The sequence below is a fragment of the Streptomyces sp. NPDC057280 genome (genome assembly GCF_042668605.1).
In the GTDB taxonomy this organism is placed as follows: Bacteria; Actinomycetota; Actinomycetes; order Streptomycetales; family Streptomycetaceae; genus Streptomyces.
In genome coordinates this window covers 539,873-564,585 of sequence record NZ_JBHUYR010000002.1, presented here as the reverse complement: position 1 = coordinate 564,585, position 24,713 = coordinate 539,873, and the positions used below count along the sequence as shown (strand labels likewise).

19 protein-coding genes are annotated in these 24,713 nt (G+C 70.8%); 3 read left to right on the top strand and 16 right to left on the bottom strand.

Annotated features, from left to right (window positions below):
* Positions 1 to 64: 64 nt before the first annotated feature.
* The gene (locus ACFUO4_RS13105) at positions 65 to 1,150 is read left to right on the top strand and encodes a M48 family metallopeptidase (RefSeq protein ID WP_383485644.1); all 1,086 of its coding nucleotides are present in this window, start codon (positions 65 to 67) and stop codon (positions 1,148 to 1,150) included.
* 139 nt (positions 1,151 to 1,289) lie between these two features.
* Here the strand turns inward: ACFUO4_RS13105 and ACFUO4_RS13100 are convergent, their stop codons facing one another.
* The 5 genes from ACFUO4_RS13100 to proB form a co-directional block, all read right to left on the bottom strand.
* Positions 1,290 to 2,363, bottom strand: a complete 1,074-nt coding sequence (locus tag ACFUO4_RS13100; RefSeq protein WP_079310995.1) for a hypothetical protein — start codon at positions 2,361 to 2,363, stop codon at positions 1,290 to 1,292.
* Positions 2,364 to 2,463: 100 nt separating this feature from the next.
* Positions 2,464 to 3,069: a hypothetical protein gene (locus ACFUO4_RS13095; RefSeq protein WP_079310994.1), complete on the bottom strand. Its 606-nt coding sequence runs from the start codon at positions 3,067 to 3,069 to the stop codon at positions 2,464 to 2,466.
* 107 nt (positions 3,070 to 3,176) lie between these two features.
* Positions 3,177 to 4,463, bottom strand: a complete 1,287-nt coding sequence (locus ACFUO4_RS13090; RefSeq protein ID WP_079310993.1) for a glutamate-5-semialdehyde dehydrogenase — start codon at positions 4,461 to 4,463, stop codon at positions 3,177 to 3,179.
* 90 nt (positions 4,464 to 4,553) lie between these two features.
* Positions 4,554 to 5,012, bottom strand: a complete 459-nt coding sequence (locus tag ACFUO4_RS13085) for a hypothetical protein (protein ID WP_079310992.1) — start codon at positions 5,010 to 5,012, stop codon at positions 4,554 to 4,556.
* 256 nt (positions 5,013 to 5,268) lie between these two features.
* Complete coding sequence (gene proB, locus ACFUO4_RS13080; protein WP_179143501.1) at positions 5,269 to 6,375, bottom strand: glutamate 5-kinase; 1,107 nt, start codon at positions 6,373 to 6,375, stop codon at positions 5,269 to 5,271.
* A gap of 213 nt (positions 6,376 to 6,588) precedes the next feature.
* On the opposite strand from proB, the gene ACFUO4_RS13075 reads away from it, so the two are divergent.
* A complete protein-coding gene (locus ACFUO4_RS13075; RefSeq protein ID WP_079310990.1) occupies positions 6,589 to 7,986 on the top strand; it encodes a polysaccharide pyruvyl transferase family protein in 1,398 nt (465 codons plus the stop codon).
* 221 nt (positions 7,987 to 8,207) lie between these two features.
* Positions 8,208 to 10,250, top strand: a complete 2,043-nt coding sequence (locus ACFUO4_RS13070; protein WP_383485639.1) for a hypothetical protein — start codon at positions 8,208 to 8,210, stop codon at positions 10,248 to 10,250.
* Here ACFUO4_RS13070 and ACFUO4_RS13065 read toward each other — a convergent pair.
* The 11 genes from ACFUO4_RS13065 to rfbC form a co-directional block, all read right to left on the bottom strand.
* Positions 10,228 to 11,442 carry a glycosyltransferase family 2 protein gene (locus ACFUO4_RS13065; RefSeq protein ID WP_383483450.1) on the bottom strand — a complete coding sequence of 405 codons (1,215 nt, stop codon included), beginning with the start codon at positions 11,440 to 11,442 and terminating at the stop codon, positions 10,228 to 10,230. The genes ACFUO4_RS13070 and ACFUO4_RS13065 overlap by 23 nt on opposite strands.
* Positions 11,443 to 11,649: 207 nt before the next feature.
* Positions 11,650 to 13,701: a hypothetical protein gene (locus ACFUO4_RS13060; protein ID WP_383483447.1), complete on the bottom strand. Its 2,052-nt coding sequence runs from the start codon at positions 13,699 to 13,701 to the stop codon at positions 11,650 to 11,652.
* Positions 13,702 to 13,856: 155 nt separating this feature from the next.
* Complete coding sequence (locus ACFUO4_RS13055; protein WP_079310987.1) at positions 13,857 to 15,356, bottom strand: bifunctional cytidylyltransferase/SDR family oxidoreductase; 1,500 nt, start codon at positions 15,354 to 15,356, stop codon at positions 13,857 to 13,859.
* A gap of 214 nt (positions 15,357 to 15,570) precedes the next feature.
* Positions 15,571 to 16,755: a hypothetical protein gene (locus ACFUO4_RS13050; protein ID WP_383483443.1), complete on the bottom strand. Its 1,185-nt coding sequence runs from the start codon at positions 16,753 to 16,755 to the stop codon at positions 15,571 to 15,573.
* Between the two features lie 97 nt (positions 16,756 to 16,852).
* Positions 16,853 to 18,403: an alkaline phosphatase D family protein gene (locus ACFUO4_RS13045; protein WP_383483440.1), complete on the bottom strand. Its 1,551-nt coding sequence runs from the start codon at positions 18,401 to 18,403 to the stop codon at positions 16,853 to 16,855.
* Between the two features lie 188 nt (positions 18,404 to 18,591).
* Complete coding sequence (locus tag ACFUO4_RS13040) at positions 18,592 to 20,097, bottom strand: FG-GAP and VCBS repeat-containing protein (RefSeq protein ID WP_383483437.1); 1,506 nt, start codon at positions 20,095 to 20,097, stop codon at positions 18,592 to 18,594.
* 43 nt (positions 20,098 to 20,140) lie between these two features.
* The gene (locus ACFUO4_RS13035) at positions 20,141 to 21,547 is read right to left on the bottom strand and encodes an FG-GAP repeat domain-containing protein (protein ID WP_383483434.1); all 1,407 of its coding nucleotides are present in this window, start codon (positions 21,545 to 21,547) and stop codon (positions 20,141 to 20,143) included.
* A 190-nt stretch (positions 21,548 to 21,737) separates the two neighbouring features.
* Complete coding sequence (gene obgE / locus ACFUO4_RS13030; protein WP_383483431.1) at positions 21,738 to 23,183, bottom strand: GTPase ObgE; 1,446 nt, start codon at positions 23,181 to 23,183, stop codon at positions 21,738 to 21,740.
* A 117-nt stretch (positions 23,184 to 23,300) separates the two neighbouring features.
* Positions 23,301 to 23,555 (bottom strand): 50S ribosomal protein L27, encoded by a 255-nt coding sequence (gene rpmA / locus ACFUO4_RS13025; RefSeq protein ID WP_004950923.1) that lies wholly within the window; start codon positions 23,553 to 23,555, stop codon positions 23,301 to 23,303.
* Between the two features lie 14 nt (positions 23,556 to 23,569).
* Positions 23,570 to 23,890 carry a 50S ribosomal protein L21 gene (rplU, locus tag ACFUO4_RS13020; RefSeq protein WP_020269559.1) on the bottom strand — a complete coding sequence of 107 codons (321 nt, stop codon included), beginning with the start codon at positions 23,888 to 23,890 and terminating at the stop codon, positions 23,570 to 23,572.
* 191 nt (positions 23,891 to 24,081) lie between these two features.
* Positions 24,082 to 24,675 (bottom strand): dTDP-4-dehydrorhamnose 3,5-epimerase, encoded by a 594-nt coding sequence (gene rfbC / locus ACFUO4_RS13015; RefSeq protein WP_383483427.1) that lies wholly within the window; start codon positions 24,673 to 24,675, stop codon positions 24,082 to 24,084.
* Between the last annotated feature and the right edge of the window lie 38 nt (positions 24,676 to 24,713).

Genomic DNA, 24,713 nt, shown 5'->3' with positions numbered 1-24,713 from the left:
CGGGGGGCGCAAAGGGCCGCACAAGGGTCCGCAAAGGACCACACTCACGCACATGGGGGAAGACATGTCCGACGACGGCCACGAGCAGAACGGACACGAGAACGTCCCGAGCAGGCAGCGCAGGCGCTTCCCCGGGATCTCCTCGCGTGCGTACGAACACCCCGCCGACCGCTCCGCCCTGGTGGCGCTGCGCAAGCTCAGCGGTTTCGACACGGTCTTCAAGGCGCTCAGCGGTCTGCTGCCCGAGCGGAGCCTCAGGCTCCTGTTCCTGTCCGACTCGGTGCGGGTCTCGGACCAGCAGTTCGCGTACCTCAACGACATGCTGCGGGACGCCTGTTACATCCTGGACCTGGAGAAGGTCCCGCCGATGTACGTCAGCCAGGACCCGAAGCCGAACGCGATGTGCATCGGCCTGGACGAGCCGATCATCGTGGTGACGACCGGCCTCGTCGATCTGCTCGACGAGGAGGAGATGCGGGCCGTCGTCGGCCACGAGGTGGGGCACGCCCTGTCCGGCCACGCCGTCTACCGCACCATCCTGCTCTTCCTGACGAGCCTCGCGCTGCGGGTGGCCTGGATCCCGCTGGGCAACCTCGCGATCATGGCGATCGTGACCGCGCTGCGCGAGTGGTTCCGCAAGTCGGAGCTGTCCGCGGACCGCGCGGGCCTGCTCGTCGGCCAGGACCTCCAGGCCTCGATGCGCGGCCTGATGAAGCTCGCGGGCGGCCACCATCTGCACGAGATGAACGTGGACGCCTTCCTGAAGCAGGCCGAGGAGTACGAGGCCGGCGGCGACCTGCGCGACTCGGTCCTGAAGATCCTCAACGTCCTCCCGCGCAGCCACCCCTTCACCACGGTCCGCGCGGCCGAGCTGAAGAAGTGGTCCGAGTCCCGCGACTACCAGCGCCTGATGGACGGCCACTACCCGCGCCGCACCGAGGACAAGGACACGTCGGTCACCGACTCCTTCCGCGAGTCGGCGGCGAGCTACGCGACCAACGTCAAGAGCTCCAAGGACCCGCTGATGAAGCTGGTCACGGACATCGCGGGCGGCGCGGGCGACCTGGGCGGCCGGGTCCGCCGAGGCTTCGGCGGCTTCACGACCACCAACCCGAAGGACCAGCCCCCCAGGGAAACAGACGAGGACTGATCAACGCCCCGGGGCTGACGTCCCTGAGGGGCGCGGGGCTGTATCGATTTGCGGCTCCGCCGCGTGGGCGCGACCAACCCCCACGGCCCGCAGCCGCCACACAACCGAACCCCTACGGCGACTGGGCAGCAAACGCCCCTCACCCCTTGGGCAATGCCCCCGCCGCCAAGGTCCCGCAAACCGCCGTGGCCCGATCCGTGGCGAACGGATCGGTCCCCACCGGCCCGCCCGCCTTCGCCACCTGCCCCGCCAGCAGCGGACTCAGCACATCCGCCGCGTTGTCACCGCAGGACAACGGCCCGGCCTGGACGTACGACGTGGACAGCTGCGCCTGATGCAGCCGTACATCCTCCCGGTCGAACCGGAAGTGCAGCTCCCGCCGGACGGTGAACAGCGAGGCGTCCGCTTTGGCACCGGCCCCGGCGGGCCGCAGCGCGTACACGTACGTGTGGTCCGCGGTCACCTCGAGGATCGTGGACTCGGTCTCGCTCACGGCCAGCGTCCCGCGGACCCGGATCTGCGGGTCGGCCAGCTTCACGCTCCTGGCGTCGAAGCGAACCAGCCACCCGGTCACCGCGTGCCGCCCGTCCGCGGCCGGATGGCTCAGGCTCTCGTCGAACTGGAGGTGCTGGTCGGCGGGGAGCAGGACGCGGACGGGCCGGGTCTGGCCTCCGGTGAGCACCTCCGGGTAGAGCGCGGACCGGACCAAGTACTCCTTGACCGTGTCCAGCGCGCTCATCACCTGGGTCTCGGAGAAGTGCGAGGTGTCGCGCGCGGCGGGCAGCGTGATCCCGGCGGCGCCGATGCGGAAGTGCGCGGCGGGGCTGTGGTCGTACAGGTACTCGGGGTCGGCCGCACCCGGCACCTTGCCCACGGGGGCGAGCGGGACGACGGTCGTCTGGAGGGGCATCGAGACGTCCCGTACCGCGGCGGGGGTGTCGTAGGGGTGCCGTACGCCCATGTAGATCGCCGTGCCGAAGGCGAGGGCGATCAGCAGGACGAGCGCGAGGGCCTGCCGGGACAGTCCCCGGCGCATCGGCGGGCGGCGCCGGACGGCTGGGGCGTGGTCGGCCATGCGCTCCTGCGCGGAGTACTCCTGGAGCCGGGCAGCACGAACGAACGACTCGTCGAACACGACGGATCGGTACTCGTCCTCACCACCCCCGGGGCCGCCCTCGGGTGCACCCTCAGGTGGTTCTCCAGGCCCTCCCATATCTTCAGAGTAGGTCTCCGGGAGCTCAGGTAAACGCCCCGCCGCACGACAAGTTCTGACAGGTTCTCACCAGGACCGTCAGCGGATGCCCGGTCGGCTGTCAGGGCGTCTTCGGGTCTGCCGAGAAGGCCGGCTGGGAGTATTCGGCGGAGGCGGAGGGGGTCGCCGTGCGGCCCTGTTCGAGGCCGGTCGTGGCGGGCGGGGGCGGGACCTGGTCGCGGTTGTTCGAGGACGCGCCGCGGTAGACCGCGCTGAAGGCGAGCGTGACCATGCCGATGCCCATCACGAGCGCGAGCATCCAGGCGACGGGGCGGTGCCAGCGGACCTGTTTGCCGTACGTGCCCGGGGCGCCGTAGCGGCCTTCGAGGATGTCCGTGTCGTCCAGGTCGTCAAGCTCGGGATCATGGCCGAAACCGGCGCGGCCGTCGGTGCCGTACCCGTCGTCGTAGCGCTCGCCGCGGCTGTGGGCCCGGCGGGCCTCGGCCTCGGAGGCCTCCGCTCTCGCCTGGGCGGCGGCCAGGAGGCGTTCGACAGCGGTCGGCTCGTGCACCACGGCCGCCCGGATGAAGGCCTCGTCGAAGACCACGGAGGCGAACTCTTCGTCCGACACCCCGCGGTCGTGGTCGTCGTCGGGCTCCCAGCCGTCAGGGAACGGCGTACCCCCCACGTCCTCCGGCACGGATCCAGAGTAGACCTGGGGGGTCAATTTGGGCAGACGGTATGGAAATTCATCCGCTGGGTGAGACGGCTCCCGTGCGCACGGGCGTACGCCCGCCGCGCGTGCCGCCCGCATATGCGCGAGCGCGCACGCCCTCAGCGTCGTACGTGCCCGTCCCCCGTGACGATGTACTTCGTGCTGGTCAGCTCCGGCAGGCCCATCGGGCCGCGGGCGTGCAGCTTCTGCGTGGAGATGCCGATCTCGGCGCCGAAGCCGAACTGGCCGCCGTCGGTGAAGCGGGTGGAGGCGTTCACGGCGACGGTGGTGGAGTCGACCAGCTGGGTGAAGCGGCGGGCGGCCTGCTGCGAGGTCGTCACGATGGCCTCGGTGTGGCCCGAGGTCCACAGCCGGATGTGCTCGACGGCCTTGTCCAGGGAGTCGACGACGGCGGCGGCGATGTCGTAGGAGAGGTACTCGGTCTCCCAGTCCTCCAGGGTGGCCTCGACGACGGTCGCCTTGGACTCCTTTGCGTACGCCAGGACCCGGTCGTCGGCGTGGACCGTGACGCCGGCCTCCGCGAGGGCGTCCAGGGCGCGGGGCAGGAACTCGGGGGCGATGTCCTGGTGGACGAGGAGGGTCTCGGCGGAGTTGCAGACACTGGGACGCTGGGCCTTGGAGTTGATCAGGATGTCGATGGCCATGTCGAGGTCGGCGTGGGCGTCGACGTAGACGTGGCAGTTGCCGGTGCCGGTCTCGATGACGGGGACGGTCGACTCGCTGACGACGGTCCGGATCAGCGAGGCGCCGCCGCGCGGGATGAGCACGTCGACCAGACCGCGGGCCCGCATCAGCTCGCGCACGCTCTCGCGGCTCTCGCCGGGCACCAGCTGCACGGCGTCGGCGGGCAGCCCCGCCCCGCCCACGGCGTCGCGCAGCACCCGTACGAGGGCGGTGTTGGACTCGTACGCGGAGGCCGAGCCGCGCAGCAGCACCGCGTTGCCGGACTTCAGGCAGAGGGCGGCGGCGTCGACCGTCACATTGGGCCGGGCCTCGTAGATGATGCCGACGACGCCGAGCGGGACGCGGACCTGGCGCAGGTCGATGCCGTTCGGCAACGTCGACCCACGCACCACCTCGCCGACCGGGTCGGGCAGCGCCACGACGTCCCGCACGTCGGAGGCGATGGCGCGCACCCGCTCCGGGGTGAGGGTCAGCCGGTCGATGACGGTCTCGCTGGTGCCGGCCTCGCGGGCCTTGGCGATGTCCTTGGCGTTGGCCTCGACGATCTCGCTCGTACGGACCTCGAGCGCGTCCGCGATGGCGAGCAGCGCGTCGTCCTTCTCGGCCCGCGGCAGCGGGGCGAGGTCGGCGGCGGCGGCCTTGGCACGGTAGGCGGCCTGGGTGACCGGGGACATCGAGTCGTACGGCGAGAGCGTGGTCATGAGGGAAGGGTAGTGCGCCGTGCGGGGATGAGGGCCCCGTCGTCTTGCACCGCGAGACGGGGCCAATGGGTCGCTATGCGGCGACGCAGGTCAAAAGGGGTGAACCCCTACCGGGGTCGCCGGTGCCGGGCCGTAGCCCTCGGCGACGCGCTGGTGGTAGGTCTCGCGGTCGATGACCTCCAAGCCGACGATCTCCCAGGGCGGCAGCTGGGCGGTCTGGCGGTGCTCGCCCCACAGGCGCAGGGCGACGGCGGCGGCGTCGTGGAGGTCGCGGGCCTCCTCCCAGTAGCGGATCTCGGCGTGGTCGTTGGCGTAGCGGCTGGTCAGCAGAAAGGGGTGGTCGTGGGCCAGCTGTTCCAGTCCGCGCCGCACCTCCTTCAGCGGGGCCTCCTTGCCGGAGACGCTGAGCGTGACATGCCACAGCCGGGGCAGCTCGGCCGGCTCCTCGTAGCGGTCGCCGGCCGCGACGCTCGTCAAGAGGCGCTCCTCACCGGCCGCTCGGGACGAGGCCTCTCCGGCACCACCACGGGGCGCGGCCCCAGGGCGCACTCGTCTCACGACGGCCTCCTTTACCCAGTGATCCCAGTGACCGACACGGTGGTCTGCGGAATGTGTCCCTGAGACAAAGTTGAGCAGGCCGCAAGGGCTCGCGTGGCACTTTTGCGGAACGTCCACCTGGGGGTGGCTTCCCGTACAGGGCGTTCCCCCTGTTTTCGGGTGTACCGCACACCCTTGCCCTCAAGGCACGGCCGCCCTCTTGCCCTCAAGACACGGCCGCCCTCCCGCTCTCACGGCACCGCCGCCCTCAGGGCTGGAGCACCACCAGATCGTCCCGGTGCACGACCTCCCGCTCGTAGGCCGGCCCCAGCTCCCGCGCCAGCTCCCGGGTCGAGCGGCCGATCAGCTGGGGGATCTCCTTGGCGTCGAAGTTGACCAGCCCCCGGGCCACCGCGCGCCCCTCGGCGTCCCGCAGCTCCACCGGGTCCCCGGCGTTGAACTCGCCGTCCACGGCGGCGATCCCGGCCGGCAGCAGCGACGTGCGGCGCTGCACGACCGCCCGCACCGCGCCGTCGTCGAGGGTCAGCGAGCCCTGCGGGGTGGACGCGTGCTGGAGCCACAGCAGCCGGTCGGCGGAGCGCTTGCCGGTGGGGTGGAAGTACGTGCCGGTGTCGGCGCCGCTCAGCGCGTCGGCCGCGTGCACGGCGCTGGTGAGCACCACCGGGATGCCGGCGGCGGCCGCGATCCGGGCGGCCTCGACCTTGGTGACCATGCCGCCGGTGCCGACTCCGGCCTTGCCGGTGCTGCCGATCTCGACGTCCGCGAGGTCGGCCGGTCCGCGCACCTCCGCTATCCGCGAGGTGCCGGGCTTGCTGGGGTCGCCGTCGTACACGCCGTCGACGTCGGACAGGAGCACCAGCAGGTCGGCACGGACCAGGTGGGCCACGAGGGCCGCGAGGCGGTCGTTGTCGCCGAAGCGGATCTCGTCCGTGGCGACGGTGTCGTTCTCGTTGACAACCGGGAACGCGCCCATCGCGAGGAGCTTGTCGAGGGTGGTGGAGGCGTTGCGGTGGTGGGAGCGGCGGCTCATGTCGTCGCTGGTGAGCAGCACCTGGCCGACGCGGACGCCGTAGCGGGCGAAGGAGGCGGTGTAGCGGGCGACGAGGAGGCCCTGACCGACGCTGGCGGCGGCCTGCTGGCGGGCCAGGTCCTTGGGGCGGCGGCGCAGGCCCAAGGGGGCGAGTCCGGCGGCGATGGCACCGGAGGAGACGAGGACGACCTCCTTCTCTCCCCCGCTGCGGCTCTTGGCGAGGACGTCGACGAGCGCGTCGACGCGGTCGGCGTCCAGCCCTCCCGACGCGGTGGTCAGCGACGAGGAGCCCACCTTGACGACGATCCTGCGGGCCTCGGTCACGGCCCGCCGAGCGCTTGCGACGCTTGCCACCTGCACTGTCCCCATTTCCTTGCGCGTGGCAGCAATCTACGCGAAGCGCCCCTCCGTCCGCCTCGGCGTTTCAGCTCCCGGACACACCAGCAAGTAACTGCTTGCTCACGCGTCGCATACGGCAAAAAGGTTGTAGGCGTTCCGTATAGAAATCAAAGAACACGTCAACTTAAGTTGAACGCCGTGAAGCGCGTTCTCCTAAGGTCCGGTAAGAGTCCCTTCGACGTCGTCGGCGTGGAGGAAGCCCTCCAGCGGGACGTCATCGCCACCAACTCGGGCAATCTGATCTTCAGCGACGCCGCCCACAAGATCCTCCAGACGCCGTCCACCGAAGTGGTGTCGAACGGCATGAGGACGGACGTGGCGTCGGCGGACCAGATCAACGCGGAGTACGACGCCTTCGTCGTACCGCTGGCGAACGCTTTCCGCCCGTCGTTCGAGGTCGCGCTCAAGCGGCTGACCCGGCTCATCAGGCGGCTGAAGATCCCCGTCGTGGTGGCCGGTGTCGGCGCGCAGACCGGGCTGAACTACGACCCCTCGCGGCTCAAGCCCATCGAGCCCTCGGTGCGCGACTTCGTCTCGGCGGTGCTGGACCACAGTGCCTCGATCGGCGTGCGCGGCGAGTTCACCGAGCAGTACCTCAAGGACATGGGCTTCCGGGACGTCGAGGTGATCGGCTGCCCGTCGCTGTTCATGTACGGCAAGGAGCTCGCCGTACACAAGCGGGCGCCGGAGCTGACGGCCGAGTCCCGGATCGCGATCAACGGCTCGCACAGCGCCGTCCGGAAGCAGGGCCTCGGCAAGGTCATCGAACGCACCCACGCCGCCTACCCGCACCTGCGCTTCATCGGCCAGAACCTGTCCGACGCGCGGCAGCTGCACTGGCGGGACCTGTCGGACCCGAACGCCAAGGTCAAGGCGATACCGACGCACCCCGACCACCCGATGTACGCCGAGGACAAGGTCCGCGTCTACATCGACCCGGTCACCTGGATCGACGACCTGCGCGGCTTCGACTACTCGTTCGGCTCCCGCATCCACGGCAACATCGCCGCGCTGCTCGCCGGTACGCCCGCGACCGTGCTCTCCGGCGACTCCCGGACGCTGGAGCTGTGCCGCTACTTCGACATCCCGCACCTGCGCATCGACAAGGTGCCCGCGGACCTGGACCCGGCGCGGCTGTACGCGGAGGCGGACTTCGGCAAGCTGATGAGTGGTCACCACGAGCGCTACGAGCGGTTCATGGGCTTCCTCGACCGCAACGGCCTGCAGAACACCTTCACGCACGGCGACGGCGGTGCCGCCTTCGAGGAGCGGCTGCGGAAGCTGTCCTTCCCGGCGGGCGTCCGCCCCTGGCTGGAGGCCGACCTCGGCTCGCTCGCCACGCGGATGGCGTTCATGCAGCGCACCATCGCCGACCTGACGCAGGACAACGAGCGGTTGAAGCGGGACCTGGCCCGCGCCAAGGCCGGTTCCCGGTCGGGAGGGGCGGGCGGGGTCATCCCGGCGCCGTCGGTCTACCGCCGCGCCCGCCGGGTCGTCGGCGCCCCGATCCGCCGGGCCCTGCAGTCGGGTCGCTGAGCGGACCGGACGTCTTATCACTCCACGGTCGCTCCAAGGCGCCCGGACACGCGCGTGTCGTCCAGTGGTCGGCGGGCGTTAACCCGGGCGCACGTCCTTGACGACCTTGGAGTGACGCCGTGCCCACGAAGAGACTCCGCCGACCCCGTCTGCTCCGCCGCAGACGCCCGCTGAAGCGTTCCGCCACCGACAGCCCGAAGAGCCGCCCGCGGCGCAGGCGCCTGCCGTTGCGGCGCGCCGCTCCCCGCGTCTTCGTCACGCTCCTGCTGGCCGCCGCCTTCGCCGCCCAGGCCGTCGCCGCGTTCCTCCCCGACGTACCGCTGCTGCTCGCCGCGACGGCCGCCTCGGTCGCCGGGGAGGGGGTGCTGCACCGGTGGCAGCGGGGCATGGCGACGGTGTTCGCCAAGTCGCACGCGGACATCACCGTCCGGCACGTCCTGCGGGACCTGCTGCTGGTGGCGGGCCTGCTGCGGGTGGGCGAGCAGGACCGGGAGGGCGTGTACGGCCCGATCGTCGCCGCCCTGCTGCTCTTCTACGCCCTGCACTGCGCCATCCAGGCGGTCTCCGTGCTGGTCCGCCGCACCCGCACGCTGCCGGTGGTGACCCGGAACATCGACGCCTCCGCGCTCCGGCTGTCGACCGCCCCGCCCGCGCTGCTGCTGCGCCGCCCCGGACACCGGCTGCTGGTGTTCGGGCTGCCCGCGACCTTCGGCCTGGCGGCCACGGCGGCGACCGACCACCCGGCCGCCGCGGCCGGCGGGCTCGCGGTGTCCCTCGTCCTCGGGCTGCTCGGTCTGGGCGAGCTGCTGCTGCGGCTGCTGCCGAGCCGTCGCCCGGCGGGCGAGCAGCAGGTCCTCGACTGGTTCGACGCCTGGCTGGCCGACTACAAGCCCACCGTCGGCCTGTACTTCTCCGGCGGCGCGTCCTCGGCCTACCAGGCGAACATGTGGCTGGAGCCGCTGGCCAAGCTCGACGGGCGGCCGGTCATCGTGCTGCGCGAGCGCTTCATGGTGCAGAAGATCGCCGCGACCGACGTGCCGATCATCTGCCTGCCCAAGGTCACCACCCTGATGCGCCTGGAGCACTCCACCCTCCAGGTCCTCATCCACCCGTCGAACTCCGGCAAGACCTCCCAGGTCCTGCGCATCCCCACCCTCAAGCACACGTTCGTCAACCACGGCGAGAGCGACAAGCTGTCCTCGTGCAACCCGTACGCGAAGGCGTACGACGAGGTGTGGGTGGCCGGCCCGGCGGCGCGGGAGCGCTACGCGCTGGCCGAGGTCGGCGTGGACGACCGCGAGGTGCGGGAGATCGGACGGCCGCAGCTGGAGGCCGTACGGCCGTACGCGGGTCCGCCGCCGAAGGGGACGTACGCCACCGTCCTGTACGCGCCCACCTGGGAGGGCTGGGACGGCAATCCGGGCAACACCTCGGTCATCGAGGCCGGCGAGAACCTCGTACGGGCACTGCTCGCCGATCCGGGCGTACGGCTGCTGTACAAGCCGCATCCGCTGACCGGGTCGGTGGATCCCCGGGCGGGAGCGGCCGATCTGCGCATCCGGGAGCTGATCCGGGCCGCCAACCGGGCGCGGTCGGGGCCGCGGCCCGCGTCCGGGGGTGAACTGGCGCGGTGCACCGAGGAGTTGGACCGGCTCACCACCGCCGACTTCCGCACCAGCGCCGACTCGGTGGAGCGGATGCTGCTCCAGTCCGCGCCGCCGCGGGGGCGGGCCAGGGCGGTGGAGCGGGCCACGGCGGCCTGGGAGGCGGCGTACTGGGCCTCGCTGCCGGAGTGGGAGCACCAGGTCGTCACCGGTGTCCGGCCCGCGCTGTACGCCTGCTTCAACCAGGCCGATCTGCTGGTCAGCGATGTGTCGAGCGTGGTGAGCGACTTCCTGGCGAGCGGCAAGCCCTATGCGGTGGCCAACACCAGCGGGCTGGGCGAGGACGCCTTCCGGGAGGCGTTCCCGACGGTGCGGGCGGCGACCGTGCTGACGCCGGACGCGGCGGGGGTGCCGGGGCTGCTGGAGGCCGTACGGCATCCGGAGAAGGACCGACTCGCCGAGGCGCGGGCCGAGTTGAAGCGGCATCTGCTGGGGCCGGACGAGCCGTCCTCGCAGGAGCGCTTCAACGCGGCTGTGCAGGCGCTGTGTTCGGCGGCGCGGGAGCATCGCGTGCGGATGGCCGAGCGGCTGGCCGCGGAGATCCCCGCGCCCCGGCCGGCGGAGGACCCCGCCGACGTCACGCCGCCGCAGCCGGCCTGACGTCCCGGGACCGGGAGGGCAGCGTCCGGCGGGCCTTGCGCACCGCCCGTCGCACGAACGAGTCGAGCCCGCCCTCCCGGTAGCCCGGGACGGCGCGGGCCTCGCGGGGCTCGGCCAGGTAGAAGGCTTCCGGGATGCCGGCGGCGGTGTCCCGGAAGTGCGGGTAGGCGAAGTACACCCGGCGGCCGCGCTTCTCCAGCAGCGCCTCGGGCTGCTTCCCGGCCCGCCGGAACTCCAGGAGCTCCAGGAGGAGTTCGGGGCGCTGCTCGGCCACCGCGTGCATCCGCAGCCGCTCCTCGACACGCAGGCGGTGGGCGACCTCGTCGGTCCAGTAGGCGTCCAGCAGCGGCTTGGCCAGCTCGAACTTGTGCCGTCGTACCTGCTCGCTGTCCTTGAGGTACTTGGGGCCGAACTGCGGGAGCAGGGTGACGACGAACGGGCGGACCATGAGCATGTCGCGGCGCGGGCCCGGCGGCAGCATGTCGGCGATGAGGGTCATCAGGGCGCGTGCGGAGTCGAAGCGCAGGGTGTAACTCCCGCTCTTCGTCACGTGCTTGCCGTCGTCGCGGCCCACCAGGTAGTAGCAGGTGTAGTCGTCGATGAGGGAGACGCCGTCGGCCCGCAGATAGGCCTCCATGGTGAACAGGGCGTCCTCGCCGGTCCACAGCGACTCGTCGAAGCGCATGCTGTGACGGTTCAGCAGCTCGCGGCGGAAGAGTTTCTGCGCGCTGAGGGTGAACTTGATGTTGGAGGACCAGACGTCGGTGCGCTCCAGCGTCCTGCCCCACATGGACTGCGGGGGCTTGCGGTTGATGCCCTCGACGCGGCCGAGCACCACGTCCGTGGAGTTGCGGTCGGCCATCGCGACCATCCGCTCCAGCGCTTCGGCGCCGAGCCGGTCGTCGGCATCGAGGAAGAACACGTACCGCCCGGCGGCCTTGTCCAGGCCGACGTTGCGCGGGCCGCTGGGGCCGCCGGAGTTGTCCTGGCGGATGACGGTGACCGGCATGTCCACGCGGGCGGCGAACGCCTCCAGGCACTCCCCCGTGCCGTCCGTGGAACCGTCGTCGACCGCGATGACCTCGATGCGGGCGTGGTCGAGGGTCTGGGCCTCGACGGAGGCGAGGCACTCGACGAGGTAGGGCATCGCTTCGTAGGCACCGATGACCACGGTCACATCAGGCTGGGTCACATTTCCCCCGTATCCTCATATTCACAATCAGTCAGACGGCTGAACGCGGCAAGCGGTTGTCTCTGTGTGCGTTCTTTGTGGCGCAGGTCACGGATTACAACGACCGTTCCCCCGTCAGATACGCAAAAGGGCCCGGTTTTCGAGAATCACTCCTCGAAAACCGGGCCCCTGGGCCGAATGGGCCAGAGCACTGGGTCAGGCGATGGATCAGGCCGTGGTCGCGGCCTCCGCGGCTCCGGCCGCCGCCCGTGACTCCTGGCCGACGTTGCGGGTGTCGGCCTTGCGGGCCAGGTCCGCCACGGCGGTGTTGAACTGCTCGATGGACGTGGGCTCGTCCGGGCCCAGCAGGTACTGCTTGAGCTCCTTGCGGTCCTCGGCCAGCGGGTCGCCCGCGGGGTCGCGGACCGCGCTCAGCAGCTCGCCCAGCTCGGCGGCGCTGTTGGACAGGATGGTGGCCGCCCGCACCGCCGTGTTCTGCCGCTTGAACTCCTCCACGCCCAGCTCCGCGGAGTCCGTCACCGCGTACGGCTTGCCGCTCGCGATGAAGTCGGAGACCACGGAGGAGATGTCGGAGACCATCGCGTCGGAGACGTTGAAGCAGTCGTACAGCCGCGGCTCGGCGCCGGTGATGACGCGGTGCTCGTGGGTGCCGAAGGAACGCCAGTAGGCGTCGTTCCACTCGGCGCGCAGCCGGGCGATCTCCTCGTGCTTGGCCACGTCGACCAGGCCGTCACGGGTGGCCTCGGCCTCGTCGCCCTTCTCACCGCCGTTGCCGGCCAGCTGGGCGATCCGCGCCTCGATGCGGGCCAGCTCGGCCTTGGCCTGCGCCTGGGCGGCGGCGTCCCCGGTGAAGCGGGGGTCCATGGCGCGCTCGGCGGCGGCCTTCGCCACCAGCGCGGTGATGCGCGCGTGGGCGGCGCCCGCCTCCTTGCTGACCGTGCCCGTGAACGGGTGCGGCTTGTAGAGGATGCGGACCGGCGGGTCGGCCTTGATCAGCTTCTTGACGATGTTCTCGCCGGCGAGCACCAGGGAGGTGTTGCCGGGGTTGCCGTCCCAGCCCTCCCAGGTGGGCGCGTACAGCACGGTGGGGATACGACCGTCGGGCACGCCCTGCCAGGTCTGGATGGGCGCCAGCTGCGGGCGGCCGACCTCCACGATGTCGTCGTCGCGGACACCGACGTCGGCGATGGCGTAGCGGTCGCGGCCCGCGCGGCCGGCGGTCCACACCTCGTCGTACACCTTGCTGAACGGGTTGACGCTGGCGAGCTTGTCGCTGTCGCCGTGGCCGATGAAGACGTGCTTCATGGTCGGCACGCGCAGCAGGTGGATGTTCTTGCCGACGTTGGCCGCGTAGAGCGCGACGCGCACGGTCGACAAGTCCATGTTCATCAGGTGCACCCCTCCGGGCACGCAGATGACGGGGACCGTGGTCGGCGCCAGGTTGTTCAGTATCGCCCGCTCGCGCAGGATGATCAGCGGCTTGGAGTCCAGCTGCTCCATGGTCTCCAGCCACATGTTGACCTGGTAGGCGGAGTCCTTGGAGCCGGAGAAGTAGAGCACCGTCTCGGGGCGGTAGCCGGCCAGCCAGTCGTCGACCGCGGCCAGGACCTTCTCCGCGTTCGGCGGGATCTTGCTGCCGCGGACGTACGGCATGAGCGCGAGGACGTACCCGGTGCCCAGCACTATCGTCGCGCCGATGCCGATGAACGCGGCGAGGGTGTCGTCCATGAACGCCGAGACCAGCACACCGACGACGGCGAACAGGTCCAGGTGCAGCATCTTCTCGGCGGAGCGGTTGAGCAGGCCGCGCGGCGGAGCGTCCGGGATGCGGATCCGGGCGGCCAGGTCGACGTTGCGGGTGGCGACCGGCATCCGGCGGCGGTTGCGGATCAGGGTGACCAGCGCGCCGTGCGGGGCCTGGAGGCCGTAGAAGGCGATGAAGCAGGCGACCGCCCCGTAGAAGACGATGCCGTCCGCGAGATCCAGCCGAGCCAGCAGCAGGATCAGCAGCAGCTGGCGGATCAGGAAGCGGATCGACAGACCCGCGCGCACCTTGCTGAGGCGGTTGATCAGATAGCTGCTCTTGCGATGCAGATAGTGGTCCGCCAGGTACGTCACTGCGGCCGCGGCCGCGAAGGCGGGAACGCTCGGGACGAGCGCGGCCAGCATGAGCACAGGGAAGCCCAGGATCATGAGGGCCGCCGCGGCCAGCTCGGCCGCACTGCCCACCCGGGCGACGCGAATGGCTCTGGTTATCACGGAGGAACCTGCTCTTGGAGGGGGAGTGCCGGTTTTGTTCTGTGGTGCGGCGAAAATGTGAGGAATTCGCGAGAGGTACTGATTCAGGCCCCTGCGAATGCTCCGATAACGGGCAGACACAGAGGCCTGAATAACAGATGTCTAATTGCAGTTGATTATGCCACGCCGTCCTGACGGTCCAGAACGGAGGCCAGCGCCTGCTCGAACCCGGAGGCCTTGCCCGCGGCGGCCGTCGGGTCCTGCTGGCGGACGTCGATGACATGTCCGGTCAACTCGGACAGCAGCACGTCCAGCGACGTACGGGCCACGACCTCGGAGGACAGCAGCGAACCGGCCGGCTCCTGACCGAAGGCCTTGGTGCGCATCGGAGTTGCGGTGCGCTCCGGGTTCACGCAGTTCACGCGGATGCCGTCGCCGGCCCACTCGTCGGACAGGGCCTGGGTGAGGTTCACCATCGCGGCCTTGGTGGAGGAGTAGAGGCTGTACTCGGCGCGGCCGCGGGTGTAGCTGCTGGAGGTGTAGAGGAGCAGCTGGCCCTTGGTCTCGGACAGGTACTTGTACGACGAACGGGCGATCTGCACCGGGGCCAGGTAGTTGACCTTGAGCGCTTCCTCGATGGTCGCGTTGTCGGTCTCGGCCAGCTTGCCGATGCGCAGCACGCCGGCGGTGTTGACGACGTAGTCGATGCGCCCGGTCTCGGCGTACGCCTTGGACAGCGCGTCGTCGACCTCCTCGGGGTTCTCGACGTGCGTGCCGGTGGTGGAGCGGCCCAGCGCGTAGACCTTCGCACCGTAGGACTCGGCGAGTTCGGCGATGTCCTTGCCGATGCCGTACGAACCGCCGAAGACGACCATGGTCTTGCCGGTCAGCAGCTCGCGGTAGGCCTCCTCGGAGACCTGCTCGGGGGCGGCGGTGGAGGCCAGCTGGAACAGCTTGTCGGCGATGAAGACGTCGACGGGCTGGGTGACCTTCATGTTGTACTCGTCGCCCGCGACGACGTGGATCGGCACGTCCGGCAGGTACTTGAGCACGACCGAGCAGTCGTCCGTGGCCTGGAAGTTGGGGTCGCCGGCGGCGACCTCGTAGGCCCGCTTGATCGTGGACAGCTTGAAGGCCTGCGGCGTCTGGCCGCGGCGCAGCCGGGAGCGGTCCGGGATCTCGGTGATGAACTCGCCGTCCTCGCCGTGGGTGCGGGTCACGATGATGGTGTCCGCGGACGGGATGGCGACGTCGACGGCCTGGTAGCGCTGCAGGGCGACCACGCAGTCGTCGATGACGCGCTGCGAGAGCAGGGGGCGAACGGCGTCGTGGAACAGGACGTTGAGGTCCTCGCCGGGGGCCAGGCCCTCGCCGAGCGCCTCGATGGCGCGCTCGGTGGTCTCGTTCCGCGTGGAACCGCCCTCGATGATCTTCTTGACCTTCGTGAACCCGGCCTTGGCCACGATCTTCTCTATGTCCGGCACGTAGCCCGGCGCCATCAGGACGATGATGTCGTCGATCGAGTCGGCGTTCTCGAAGGTGGTCAGGGTGTGCTCGATGACTGCCTTGCCGGCGATCTTCAGCAGCTGCTTGGGGATCGAGAGACCCACGCGCTGACCGGTACCGCCGGCCAGGATCACTGCGGTGGTACGGGGCTTGGCGATGTGCTGGGACACAGGTGACCTACCTCGGGGCGACAGGGAACGTGGAAATGGTCCCACTTGGGGTTACCGCAGTGCAAGGTGAGCGCCGTCCGCCGCATATGTGCGCGCCACCTGTCATTCACCTTGCACTCCTGGTGATTGAGGAGACCGTTGTGGTGAGCACCCTGGAATTGCTGTGAGTAACTCCACAGGAGTTACGTATTGCTGTGTGTCACGACGGTACCGCTCAGCGGCGTCGCAGCCGCTTCAGACACCGGTGTCCCAGCACCTTCACGAGTTCCTTCGACGAGGTCTGGTGCACGGTCCGGGACTTGGCCGGGGTGGTGTTCCGGATCGGCGCCGCGGCAGCCGCGGCCAAGGCTCCGTACAGGGCCTGAGCGGCCACCTCGGGAGCGATCCGCGGTTCCGCGAGGGTGCCGGTGCCGGGCTTCGGCACGGCGGAGAGCAGCGCCGGGTCACCGAGGACGCGCACGCCCGTCGCGCCGATCCGCCGCGCCATCCCGGCGCCGATCTCCGCGGCGGCCTCGACGGCCCACTGCGGGGTGCGGATCTTCACGTCCTGCGGGGTCGGACTGCACGCGTTCTTCATATGCATCACCGCGCCGTGCCGCACCAGCTTGGAATACAGCTCGTCGGGGAGTCCATTGCCGCGGAATTCCTTATTAAGATTCCGCAGCATTTCGGTCTCGGCGAGAGTGAGAGAGCGGTTCGCGGTGTCGGGGACCTCCTGGAGCAGGCCCCGCGGAAGGCCGAGGAGCTGCTCGAAGGTGCGCATCAGCCCGTCACGGTCGCGGTCGTCGACCACGACGACGGTGACCCGCTCGGCGCCGACCGCCCGGACCCAGCGCTCGACCAGCCGGTCATGCCGGTGCCGCCGCCAGAAGCTGGGGTTGGGCTTGTCGTACGGGGCCTTGCGGAGCATGTGCTCCAGCCACTCCTCGTAGCCCATGCGCAGCCCGTTCTGCACGTACTGCTGCCACTGCGAGGGCATGATCCGTGCCAGCGGGCGCAGGGTGACCAGGACGTGCACGCGGTCGCCGCCGAGCTGCGCCACGATCCGCCCGATGGTCGCGTCGTCGGCGGCATCGGCGAAGAACTCGCTGCTGATGACCGAGGTGACGGCCCGCCCGGCGCCGTTCACCCGGTCCACCAGGTGCAGCCACTGCCGCTCGCTGGGCCCGGCGTCGCCCATCATCCCGGGCCGGGCGCAGGCCGCGAGGACGGCCTCCATCGGGTGCCGGGTGGCGGCCGGCCACAGGACGCCGTGCTCGCCGAGGCGGTCCTTGGCGGCGAACAGCGCACCCTGGATCGACGTGGTGCCGGTCTTGTGGGGGCCGATGTGCAGCAGCCGGGTGCCGGGGGCCAGTGCCGGGACGCCACCCTCGGATCTTCTCGTACAGTCCGTCTCCATGGTCAAGGGACGGTAAGAGGGGTTCCTGAGGCTGCGCTGAGAGAGACCTGGGACACAGATGAGTCCCAGGCTCCCGTCACACAGGATTCACCGCCGGTCAGGCGAGCTCGACGCCCGGCCGGCCCGCCTCCACCCGCAGCGCGGCCAGCGTGCTCGCCGTCGCGGTCGGCTGCCGGACCGTGTCCACGACCCTCACCTGGGCGTCGATGCCGTGCCGGTCGATGTCGAACAGGTGGTAGCCGCGGTGGGCGTCGATCAGCTTCCAGTGCGGGTTGTCCGCCCTCAGCGGGTCCCACTGGGCGTGGAAGGCGGCCTGGTCCTGGTCGCCGTTGCTGGAGACGGAGGTGCCCACGAACTCGGCGCCGACGACGTCCGAGTCCGGGTCGGCGAAGTCCTTCTTGAGGTCGCTGATCATCGTCAGATGGCGGTCGCCGCTGAGCACGACCGGGTTGCGGACGTCCTCGAACTCGGCGAGGAACCGGTTGCGTTCGGCCTGGTAGCCGTCCCAGGCGTCGTAGTACCACTGCTTGCCCTCGCCCGGCAGGATGTCCGTCTCGGCCATCATGATCTGCGAGGCGATGAGGTTCCAGCGGGCCGGCGAGTCGCGCAGCCCGTCGAGCAGCCACTCCTTCTGCCCGGCGCCGAGCATGGTGAGCGACGGGTCCTTCGCGGCCTCCTGGCTCGTCACCTGGTCGCTGCGGAACTGCCGGGTGTCCAGCACGTTGAGGCGGGCCAGGCGGCCGAACTCCAGGCGCCGGTACATCTGGATGTGCGGACCGTTCGGCACCGAGGTCGCGCGGACCGGCATGTGCTCGTAGTACGCCTGGTAGGCCGCGGTCAGGCGGGCCACGAAGGCGTCGTGGGCCTGCTTGTCGGGGTCCTGCGGGATCTCGCCGGCGAAGTCGTTGTCGACCTCGTGGTCGTCGAAGGTGACGACCCAGGGAGCGTTCGCGTGCATCGCGGCGAGGTCGGGATCGCTGCGGTACTGGGCGTAGCGGTTGCGGTACTGGACCAGGCTGTACGGCTCACCGGTGCCCTCGTGACGGCGTACGCCCGTCGAGGACGGCGTCGACTCGTAGATGTAGTCGCCGACGAAGAGCACGAAGTCGGGGTCCTGGGCGAGCATGTCGGCGTACGGGGTGAAGTAACCGTGCTGGTAGTTCTGGCAGGACGCGAGCGCGACGCGCAGGCTGCCGCCCTTGCTGTGCGGGTGCGGGGCGGTGCGGGTACGGCCGGCCGGGGAGAGCTGGCCGCTGGTGCGGAAGCGGTACCAGTACTCACGTCCCGGGCGCAGACCCCGTACATCCACGTGAACGCTGTGCCCGTACTCGGGCCGGGCCTGGGTGACGCCGCGGCGGACGGGCTTTCTGAAGCGGTCGTCCTCGGCGAGCTCCCACTCCACGGGGACCGCGCGGTCGGGCATGCCGCCCCCGTTCAGCGGGTCCGGGGCGAGCCGCGTCCACAGCACGATGCCGTCGGGCAGCGGGTCACCGGAGGTCACGCCGAGGCTGAACACCCCGTCGGGCAGGGGGGTTTCGGCTGCCCGGGCGGCGGTCGGCAGCCACAGCTGGGCGGAGGCGGCGGCGCCGAGCACGGCGGCCCCAGCGGTCAGAAAGCGGCGGCGGTCGGGCGAAAGTGCTCCGGTCATCAGCGAACTCCCTTGCCTCACTGGCCTCATGGACACAGGAAGCTCATGCTCCGGGGCGGTCCACCCGCTGAACGCCGGGATGCACGCACATGACAACTGGGCAGACAACAGGAGATCCGCTGCGGCACACGAACTCCGCGTGGCCGCAACGGATCTGAGAGATGATCGGACAGCTGGGCTCGTCCAGCTCAGTAGGCGAACCCGCTGCCCAGCCGCGCCCCCGTCGCCGTCGTCCCCAGCAGCGTGTTGCCGAAGGCCGTCGTGCCGTTCGGCGCCACGATCGTCGCCGGCAGCGGCACCCCGCCGGGCTCGACGACGTACGACGCCCGGGAGCGGAAGGTCCACACGAACCCGGTGTCCGCGTTCTCCCCCGGCGCCCCGACGGCCGCGTCGGCCAGCCCGTCGCCGTTGGCGTCCCCGAGGTGGACGGCCGTGCCGAACGCGTCGCCCTTCTCGGCGGTGCCCGGCACGTTGCCGGTCTCCTGCGTGACCACCTGGTGGGAGCCGGCGCCGGTCAGCCCGTCGGCCCGGCCGCTCAGCACCACCACGGCACCGGCGTCGGCGACGGACCCGATGTCCTCGCCGGGCACCCCGGTGAGGACGTCCAGCCAGCCGTCCCCGTCGACGTCCCCGAGCTGCACGTCGGTGCCGAACCGGTCGCCCTTCTCGGCGGTGCCGGGCACGGAGGGGCTGTCCTGGTTGACGAACTGCGCGTGCGCCCCGTCCGGCCCCTCGGCCGTGCCCGGGATCCAGGCGACCCGGCCGCCCTTGGCGAGCGGGGTGTCGAGGTCGCTGTCGTAGCCGTCGATCGCCCGGCCCACCACGATGTCGTCGCAGCCGTCCCGGTTCACGTCCCCGACGTCGAGGCTCTCGCCGCCCTGGAGGCGGGCGCCGTCGACGTCGCGGACCACCGTGTACGGGCTGAGCCCGGCCCCGTCGCCCGGCCAGTACACGACCCGGCGGGCGTCGTACTCGTCGCCGTCGTTCTCGGCGCCGACGACGTCGGTGCGGCCGTCGCCGTTGACGTCACCGGTGGCCAGGTCCAGGACGCGGCTGTCGAACCGGTCCGGCACCAGCACCTCGCCGCCGTACGCACCGCCGTGGGTGAAAGGGCCCTGGAGGACCCGCAGATCGTGCTGGTTCGCCACGGTCACCACGTCCGGGGAGCCGTCGTCGCCGATGTCCCCCACGGTCAGCCGGCCCGTGGCGCCGAGCCGGTCGTACGCCTTCCCGCTCGCCACGGACGCACCGCCCGCGAGCCCGTGCGCACCGCCCCACACCACCTCGACGAGCCCGGCGTCGACACCGGCCGAGGTGTCCTCACCGCCCACGCCGACCACGAGGTCCGCGTAGCCGTCGCGGTCCAGGTCGGCGGTGCCGAGCGCGGAGCCGAAGCCGTCCCCCGCCTCGGCGGTGCCCGGCACCCCCGCGCTGTTCTGCGTGAACACCTTCCGGCCGGTGGTGGTCAGTCCGTTCTCCGACCCGTACAGCACCGCGACGTACCCGGCCCTGGCCTTGCCGCCCACGGTCGCCGCAGGCGCGGCTACCGCGAGATCGGCGTACCCGTCGCCGTTGAAGTCGTCGTGCGGCCTGCTCGCGGCCGGCCCGGCCTCGGCGGCCTGCGCGGCCACGGGGACGGTGAGGGCAGCGGTGACCGCAACGGCCGCCGCGAGGGCGAGCCTGCGCTTGCTCATGGTGCTCCGGTTGATCGATGGGAAAGACGGTCGGCGGCGACCGTCAGCGGGGGAACTGGTCACCCAGCCGGGCGCCGCTCGCGACCGTGCCGAGGGTGCGGGCGCCGAAGGTGAAGGAGCCCTTGGCCGTGGCGCCGCCGGGGAAGACCCAGACGCCGCCGGCGAAGGAGTTCTCGGCGACGGACGCCACGACCGGCTCGGCCTTTCCGTCACCGTTGCCGTCGACCAGGGTGGCGTTCAGGCCGAAGCGGTCACCGTTCTCGGCGGTGCCGGGCACGCCCGGGGTGTTCTGGCTGAGGACCTTGGCGCCCGCCCCGGTCGCCCCGCGCGGCCCGCCGGGTACGACGGCGAAGGTCCCGGCGTTCTTCAGTCCGCCGAAGTCCTCCTCCGGGATGCCGGCGAGGATGTCGCCGTACCCGTCGCCGTCGGTGTCCCCGATGGACACCGTCCAGCCGAAGTCGTCCCCGGTCTCCTGGGCGCCGGGCACCCCCGGGGTGTCCTGGGTGATGACCCGGGGTGCGGTGTCGGGCAGGCCCTGCCGGCCCGCGCGGACGACGCGGAGGTTGTTCTCGCCCAGGACCAGGTCGGCGCGCCCGTCGCCGTCGAGGTCGCCGAGGGCGATGGCGTCCTGCCTGCGCAGGGCGAGGGCCGTCAACTGGGCGCCCGGGCGCAGGCCTTCGCGGCTGCCGTGCGCGTAGTAGACGTAGTTGCCGTAGTCGGTCTCGCTGTCCCAGTCGTGCTCCCGGGCGATGATCGCGAGGTCGTCGGTACCGTCACCGTCGGTGTCCCCGGTGGCGACGGCGACGATCAGCAGGTCGGCGTCGGTGAAGGGGGCGTTCTCCTGGGTGGCCGCCGGGCGTCCGTCGCGGCCGAGGGGGCCGAGGAGGACACGGCCGTCGCGGGCGAGGTCCTGGTGGCCGTCGCCGTCGAAGTCACCGGCGACGGTCAGCGGGGCCTGGAGGCGGCCGGTGCCCTCGGCGGGCAGCACCGTGCCGGAGGTGAGACCGGCGGGGCCGCCCCAGAGCACGGTCCGGGTGCCGGAGTGTTCGACGCCGTCCTGCTGCCACTGCTCGCCGAGGGACTCGACGAGCAGGTCGGTGTACCCGTCGCCGTCGAGGTCGGCCGCGGCCAGCCGGGAGCCGAAGAGGTCACCGGCCTCGGGGGTGCCGGGGATGCCCGCGGAGGCCTGGCTGTAGACCTTCTTGGAAGAGGTCCGCAGACCGCTCGCCGAGCCGGACAGCACGGCGACGTATCCCGCCTTGGCCTTGCCGCCGACCGTCGCATGGGGCGCGGCGACGGCCAGGTCCTCGTAGCCGTCGCCGTTGAAGTCCTGCCGTGCGCCCGCTGCCGGCGGGGCGGCCTGGGCGACGGGGAGCGCGCCGCACGTGGCGGCGATCAGGGTGATCGCGACGACGAGCGCGCGCCGCGTTCGGTGACTGGGCAGGGACATGCGAACTCCGATGGCCGCAAGGGCAGTTGACCACGGAGAGGATCACCTGGGGAGATCCCAAGATCCTCTTCCGTGCTGCCCTGTACGACACACCGGGACCGCGGTTGGTTGCCCTGCCGTAGGCCACGGCTTTTCCCGCCGTTAACCCTCCCCCGAACGGCTACTTCTCGAACGGCTACTTCTCGAACGGCTACTTCTCGAACGGGTCGAAGTCGTCGTACTCCCGCTCCGACTCGTCCCGCTCGGCCTGCCTGTCGCGGCGACGCTGGGCGGCCGGACGCGGGGCCTCCAGGCGGTGGTCCTCACCACGGCGGCCGAGCATCTCGGCACCGGCCATGACGGTCGGCTCCCAGTCGAAGACGACGGCGTTGTCCTCGGGTCCGATGGCGACGCCGTCGCCGGAGCGGGCGCCCGCCTTCATCAACTCCTCCTCGACACCGAGGCGGTTGAGCCGGTCGGCGAGGTAGCCGACGGCCTCGTCGTTGTTGAAGTCGGTCTGCCGCACCCAGCGTTCGGGCTTCTCGCCGCGCACCCGGTACAGCCCGTCCTCCTCGCGGGTGACGGTGAAGCCCGCGTCGTCGACGGCCTTCGGCCGGATGACGATCCGCGTCGCCTCTTCCTTCGGCTTCGCGGCCCGCGCCTTGGCGACCACGTCGGCCAGCGCGAACGACAGCTCCTTGAGCCCCATGTGGGCCACGGCCGACACCTCGAAGACGCGGTAGCCGCGGGCCTCCAGGTCCGGGCGGACCATGTCGGCGAGGTCCTTGCCGTCGGGGACGTCGATCTTGTTGAGGACGACCATGCGGGGCCGCTTGTCGAGGCCGGCGCCGTACTGCCGCAACTCCTCCTCGATGACGTCGAGGTCGGAGACGGGGTCGCGGTCGGACTCCAGGGTCGCCGTGTCCAGCACGTGCACCAGCACGCTGCACCGCTCCACGTGCCGCAGGAACTCCAGGCCCAGGCCCTTGCCCTGGCTGGCGCCCGGGATCAGACCGGGCACGTCGGCGATGGTGTAGACGGTCGAGCCGGCGGTGACCACACCCAGGTTCGGGACCAGGGTGGTGAAGGGGTAGTCGGCGATCTTCGGCTTGGCCGCGCTCAGCACCGAGATCAGCGAGGACTTGCCCGCGCTCGGGTAGCCGACCAGCGCCACGTCGGCGACGGTCTTCAGCTCCAGGACGACGTCCTGCAGGTCCCCCGGCTCACCGAGCAGCGCGAAGCCGGGCGCCTTGCGGCGGGCCGAGGCCAGCGCCGCGTTGCCGAGGCCGCCGCGGCCGCCCTGGGCGGCGACGTACGAGGTGCCGTGGCCGACGAGGTCGGCGAGGACGTTGCCCGCCTTGTCGAGGACGACGGTGCCGTCCGGCACGAACAGGACGAGGTCCTGGCCGTCCTTGCCGGAGCGGTTGCCGCCCTCACCGGGCTTGCCGTTGGTGGCCTTGCGGTGCGGGGAGTGGTGGTACTCCAGGAGTGTCGTCACCGACTGGTCGACGGTCAGGATGACGTCGCCGCCCCGCCCGCCGTTGCCGCCGTCCGGGCCGCCGAGCGGCTTGAACTTCTCCCGGTGGACGGAGGCACAGCCGTGACCTCCGTTACCCGCGGCGACGTGCAGTTCGACGCGGTCCACGAAGGTGGTCATGGTTCGGTGCCTCCAGAAACGTACGAATACTTACTTGCGTAACACGCGAAAGGCGGACCCGCCTTCCCGGAAGGGAAGTGAGGTCCGCCTCGCGAAAGCTTCCGATCAGTGCCTGGTTCAGGCGACCGGAACGATGTTCACGACCTTGCGGCCACGGTGCGTACCGAACTGCACCGCACCGGCGTTCAGCGCGAACAGCGTGTCGTCGCCGCCACGGCCGACGCCCGCGCCGGGGTGGAAGTGCGTGCCACGCTGGCGGACGAGGATCTCACCAGCGGAAACGACCTGACCGCCGAAGCGCTTCACGCCGAGCCGCTGAGCGTTGGAGTCGCGACCGTTCCGGGTGGACGATGCGCCCTTCTTGTGTGCCATTTCTCCTCAGTCCCTTACTTCGCAGCCGTGGGGATCTCAGTGACCTTGATCGCCGTGTACTGCTGGCGGTGGCCCTGGCGACGGCGGTAACCGGTCTTGTTCTTGTAGCGCAGAATGTCGATCTTCTGGCCCTTGTGGTGGTCCACGACCTCGGCCTGGACCTTGATGCCGGCCAGCACCCACGGGTCGCTGGTCACAGCGTCGCCGTCGACAACGAGCAGGGTCGAGAGCTCGACCGTGTCGCCAACCTGGGCGGTGGAAATCTTGTCAACCTCAACGATGTCGCCGACAGCAACCTTGTGCTGGCGACCACCGCTGCGCACGATGGCGTACACGCGGATCTCACTCTCTCGCTCGGGAACGGCACCCCCGCAGTCCAGCCGCCCGGCAGAACGAGCGGCCTCTCCCGGCCGCAAGGCCCGAGAGGATGAGGTTTACGGGGATGTGGCGCGCCCATATCCAAGGACACGCCGACGGTCAAGGTTACGGGGCCGCTGCCGAACGGGTCAAACCGGCCCCGTCCCCGTCACCCGCCGAGACCGGCCCGGTACGCCACGCACTCCTCGTAGGAGGGCAGCAGCCCCTGCTCACGGGCCTCGGCCAGGCTCGGCGCCTGCTCGTCCTTGGCGGACAGCAGCGCAGCGAGGTCGGCGGGCCACTCGATGCCGAGGGCCGGGTCGAGCGGGTGGATGCCGTGCTCGCGCTCCGGGGCGTAGCCCTCGGAGCACAGGTAGACCACGGTCGCGTCGTCGGTCAGCGCCATGAAGCCGTGGCCGAGGCCCTCGGAGAGGTAGACGGCGTGGTGGTCCTGGTCGTCGAGGCGGACGATCTCCCACTGGCCGAAGGTGGGCGAGCCGACCCGGATGTCCACGATCACGTCGAGGACCGCACCGCGCACGCACTTGACGTACTTGGCCTGGCCGGGCGGCACGTCCGCGAAGTGGATGCCGCGCAGGGTGCCCCGGCTGGAGACGGACATGTTGGCCTGGGCGAGGGTCAGCGGGTGGCCGGCCGCCTCGGTGAAGAGGGGGGCCTTGAACCACTCGTGGAAGCTGCCCCGGCCGTCGGGGAAGACCTTCGGCTCGTGCACCCAGGAACCGGAAATCGAAAGAGGTCGCATCACGGGGTCCTCGGCTGTTCTGCCGCGGTCGGCTCTTC

Bases quoted from the DNA above. Each gene is read 5' to 3' on its own strand.
- ACFUO4_RS13105 (WP_383485644.1), top strand. From the start codon at position 65: ATGTCCGACGACGGCCACGAGCAGAACGGACACGAGAACGTCCCGAGC.
- ACFUO4_RS13100 (WP_079310995.1), bottom strand. From the start codon at position 2,363: ATGGGAGGGCCTGGAGAACCACCTGAGGGTGCACCCGAGGGCGGCCCC.
- ACFUO4_RS13090 (WP_079310993.1), bottom strand. From the start codon at position 4,463: ATGACCACGCTCTCGCCGTACGACTCGATGTCCCCGGTCACCCAGGCC.
- ACFUO4_RS13050 (WP_383483443.1), bottom strand. From the start codon at position 16,755: ATGGAGACGGACTGTACGAGAAGATCCGAGGGTGGCGTCCCGGCACTG.
- ACFUO4_RS13045 (WP_383483440.1), bottom strand. From the start codon at position 18,403: ATGACCGGAGCACTTTCGCCCGACCGCCGCCGCTTTCTGACCGCTGGG.
- ACFUO4_RS13040 (WP_383483437.1), bottom strand. From the start codon at position 20,097: ATGAGCAAGCGCAGGCTCGCCCTCGCGGCGGCCGTTGCGGTCACCGCT.
- ACFUO4_RS13035 (WP_383483434.1), bottom strand. From the start codon at position 21,547: ATGTCCCTGCCCAGTCACCGAACGCGGCGCGCGCTCGTCGTCGCGATC.
- obgE (WP_383483431.1), bottom strand. From the start codon at position 23,183: ATGACCACCTTCGTGGACCGCGTCGAACTGCACGTCGCCGCGGGTAAC.
- rpmA (WP_004950923.1), bottom strand. From the start codon at position 23,555: ATGGCACACAAGAAGGGCGCATCGTCCACCCGGAACGGTCGCGACTCC.
- rfbC (WP_383483427.1), bottom strand. From the start codon at position 24,675: ATGCGACCTCTTTCGATTTCCGGTTCCTGGGTGCACGAGCCGAAGGTC.